General features: G+C 73.7%; 4 protein-coding genes. All 4 read right to left on the bottom strand.

Annotated features, from left to right (window positions below):
* Positions 1 to 156: 156 nt before the first annotated feature.
* The gene (locus ACFWXO_RS33705; RefSeq protein WP_380528728.1) at positions 157 to 603 is read right to left on the bottom strand and encodes a hypothetical protein; all 447 of its coding nucleotides are present in this window, start codon (positions 601 to 603) and stop codon (positions 157 to 159) included.
* Positions 604 to 761: 158 nt separating this feature from the next.
* Positions 762 to 1,955, bottom strand: a complete 1,194-nt coding sequence (locus ACFWXO_RS33700) for an agmatine deiminase family protein (protein ID WP_380528726.1) — start codon at positions 1,953 to 1,955, stop codon at positions 762 to 764.
* A 64-nt stretch (positions 1,956 to 2,019) separates the two neighbouring features.
* Positions 2,020 to 3,057: an agmatine/peptidylarginine deiminase gene (locus ACFWXO_RS33695; RefSeq protein WP_375893511.1), complete on the bottom strand. Its 1,038-nt coding sequence runs from the start codon at positions 3,055 to 3,057 to the stop codon at positions 2,020 to 2,022.
* Between the two features lie 339 nt (positions 3,058 to 3,396).
* Positions 3,397 to 3,708 (bottom strand): TetR family transcriptional regulator C-terminal domain-containing protein (locus ACFWXO_RS33690; protein ID WP_380528724.1); only part of this gene is annotated, 312 nt, incomplete at its 5' end.

Below are 3,708 nucleotides of genomic sequence, written 5' to 3'. Positions count from 1 at the left end.
TTGTGTGGGTGTGGGTGGGTTGTTTTTTTTGTTGTTTGTTTTTTTTTCTAAACATACTGGGCAGTCTCTCGGTCTCCCCTCCCCGGGTGGCGCCCCCCCCCTGGTGTCGGGGTGGGGGTCAAACAAAGCGCCCGGCGGAAGCGGCGGCCCCGGGCCTCACCAGCCCGGGCGGGCCGCGGTGGTGAGGGCGAGGGTCAGCAGCAGCCCGCCGCCCGGATTGGCCCCGGCGGACAGGGCGCCGCCGCCCGCCGCGCTCAACCGGGCTGCAGCACAGGCCAGTTCGGCCGTCGCGCGGTGCGTGCCGGGGGATCCGGAGGGGACCGCGGGCAGCCGGTGGCGCGCCTCGCCGGCCAGGTCCGGCCCGCGGTCGGCCACCTGGACCCGGATCCGGTCGGGCGTTCCGGGCCGGCCGGCGGTCAGCTCGGTGCGGACCAGTACCCGTGCCCCCGGCGGGCTGCGCCGCAGGGCGGACTCCACCATCGCGACCAGCACCGCGTCCAGGTGCTCCTGGACGGCGGGCACGGCCGGCAGCCGCTGCGCCGACCGCACGGTCAGCGCCTGCGGCGGTACGCCGGCCACGGCCCGGGCCACGGCGGTCGTCACCGTCGCCCAGCCGTACGGGAGTTCACCGGGGGCCTCGCCCGCGGCCGCCTCGCCCCCGACCGCCGGCCGGGCCGGCCGGCCCCGCAGGACGGCCGTGAGCCGGGCGAAGCGGCCTCCCCGCGCGCCGGGCGCGGCGCCGCGCGGCAGCCCGTACCCGGTCAGCCGACGGCCGGGATGTCGTGGGTGGCGCAGTGGATGCCGCCGCCGCCGGCCGCGATCGCGTCGATCTTCACGGGGACGATCTCCCGGCCCGGGAAGTACTGCTTGAGGACCTGCTGGGCGCGCTCGTCGGCCCGGGTGTCGCCGAACTTGGGCAGGTAGACGCCCTTGGAGCCGACGTAGAAGTTCATGTACGAGGAGACGAAGGCGTCGCCGCGCCCGGTGATCTTGTCCGGGTCCGGCTGCTGGAGCTCGATCACCTGGAGCTTCTTGCCGGTCGCGTCGGTGGCGTTCCTGAGCACGCCGCGGGCCTGCTCGGCCGCGCGGGACCAGACGTCCGCCGGGCCGCCGGGGAAGGACTGGTCGAGCAGGACGACGCCGGGGGCGACGAAGCGGGCCAGGCAGTCGACGTGGGCGTCGGTGATGTCCTTGCCCTTGACGCCGGCCAGCCAGATCACCTTGGTCACGCCGAGCGCCTTCTTGAGCTCGGCCTCGACCTGGTCCCGGCTCATCCCCGGGTTGCGGTTCTCGTTGACGACGGAGCTCTCGGTGACCATCAGGGTGCCCTGGCCGTCGGTCTCGAAGGAGCCGCCCTCGGCGACCAGCGGGGTCTCGACGCGCTCGACGCCGAACTTGGTCAGCACCGTCCGGGCGATCTTGGAGTCGTTGGCGTGCTGCTGCTTGTTGCCCCAGCCGTTGAAGTTGAAGTCGACGCCCTTGACCTTGCCGCCCTCCTCGACGAACACCGGCAGGGTGTCGCGGGCCCACAGGTCGTCGACGGCCACCGGCACGACCTCGACGGCGGCGCCGCAGGCCTTCTGGGCGGCCTCCTTCTGCTCCGGGCGGGCCATCAGGACGACGGGTTCGCGGGCGGCGATGGCCTGGGCGAGGCCGGCGATGTCCTTGCGGACGTCCGGGTGCTGCTCGCCCCAGACGGTCTCGGAGGCGGGCCAGGACATCACGGTGCGCTGGTGCTTCTCCCACTCGGCGCCGAAGCGGCGGGCGCCGGGGGTGCCGGGCTGCTGGGACGGCGGCACGGCGCCGTCGAGGTCGCCGAGGTCGTTGGGGTCGCAGGCGGTCAGGCCGAGGGTGAGGACGCCGACTCCGGCGCCGATGCCGGCGATGGAGCGGATCATGCCGCGGCGGGACAGGGCGTCGGGCGTACGGGCGTCGGGCGTGCGGGCGTTGGTCATACGGGCTCTCCGGGCAGGTTCGAGGGTGGTCCGGGAAGGAGAACGGTGGCGGCTCGCGCTCCGGCTACGGCAGCGGCTCGTGCATGGTCGAGCAGTGGATGCCGCCGCCCCCGGTCATCAGCCGGTCGACGTCGAGCTGGACGACGTGGCGGCCGGGGAAGGCCGCGGCGAGCGCGTCCCGGGCGGCGGCGTCCTTGTAGGCGTCGCCGAACTGGGCGGTGATGACCCCGCCGTTGACGAGGACGAAGTTGAGGTAGGAGTCGACGAACTTGGAGCTGCGGGAGCGGACGGTGTCCGGGCCGTGCACGGGGATGACCTGGAGCCGGCGGCCGCGGGCGTCGGTCGCGGCGGAGAGGATGGCGAACTGCTCGCGGGCGTCGCGCGCCCAGGAGTCGTTGCGGTCGGCCGGCGGCAGCTGGACCATCACCACGCCGGGGCGGATGAACCGGGAGGTGACGTCGACGTGGTCGTCGGTGATGTCCTCGCCCTTGATGCCGGGCAGCCAGATCATCTTGTCCGCGCCGTAGGCCTCCAGGACGGCGTCCTCGATCTCGTCCCGGCTCATGCCGCGGTTGCGGTTCTTGTTGACCAGGCTGCTCTCGGTGGCCATCACGGTGCCGTCGCCGTCGGTCTCGACCGCACCGCCCTCGCCGACGAAGTCCGCGTAGGAGTGGCGCAGGCCGCGGTGGGCGGCGATCCGCTCGGCGGCCCGGGCGTCGTCGTAGTGGACCTGCTTGTTGCCCCAGCCGTTGAAGTTGAGGACCACGGCCTCCAGCCCGCCGTGGCCGTCCCGGCGGAACACCGGGGCGATGTCGCGCATCCACAGGTCGTCGGTGGGGATCGCGGTGATCACCTCGACGGAGGGGCCGCACCAGGAGCGGGCCTTGTCCGCGGTGTAGTCGTCCGGGGCGCACATGACCACCGGCTCGAACTGGGCGATGGTGCGGGCGATCAGGGCGATGTCCTCCTGGACGCCGCCCAGGCGCAGCCCCCACACGCCCCGGCGGGAGGGCCAGGACATCCAGGTCCGCGCGTGCGGGACGTCGTCGGCAGGCACCCAGGGGCCCGACTCGCCGGAGTGGTCGTCGTGGTAGTAGCTCACGGTGGTCTCCTGATCGTGCGGGGGTGCGCAGGTGCCGTCCGGGGGCCCGTGGGCCGGGGCCGCCCCGGGGGGCGTGGGCCCGTCGCCGTCTCCACTCTCCGTGTCGTGGCGCGTCGACGCACAGCGGGACGGACCGGACGGAAGGGGCGGGCAGCGCCTGCTGTCATCAGCAGCGTTGCACTGACTGAAAAGTCAGTCAAGTTCGGGCAAAAGCCGTGACTCCTGCCGCAGAGGTGGTCACGGAGCGCACCGGTGGCGGGCCGTTTCGGAGCCCGGCCCGGGTGGCTCCGACGGCTCTGACGCCAGGGGCGGATCGGACGGTTCCCGGGACCGGGCGGTTCAGGCGTCGAGCCGGGCGATCTCGGTGTCGATCGCCTCGGTCATCAGGGCGCGGGCGTGGGCGACCGGCAGGCTGCCGCTGAGCCAGCGGGTGCTGAGGCCCTCCAGCAGCGCGGTGAGCCGCTCGGCGGCGCCCGCCAGCGCCAGCGCGGAGGCCGTCGGCCGGATCACGCCGAGCAGCCCGGCGGTCTCCTGGACCCAGAGGCGGGTGGCGCGCGCGAGGTCCTCGCGCAGGGTCTCGTCGAAGACGGCGCTGGCGCGCAGCTCGCCCCAGGCGGTGCTGTTCTCCCGGACCTCGACGCTGTCCTGGAG

It is taken from the genome of Kitasatospora sp. NPDC059088, from assembly GCF_042738155.1.
Taxonomy (GTDB): domain Bacteria; phylum Actinomycetota; class Actinomycetes; order Streptomycetales; family Streptomycetaceae; genus Kitasatospora.
This window is presented reverse-complemented; position numbering and strand designations above follow the sequence as displayed.

Bases quoted from the DNA above. Each gene is read 5' to 3' on its own strand.
- ACFWXO_RS33700 (WP_380528726.1), bottom strand. From the start codon at position 1,955: ATGACCAACGCCCGCACGCCCGACGCCCGTACGCCCGACGCCCTGTCC.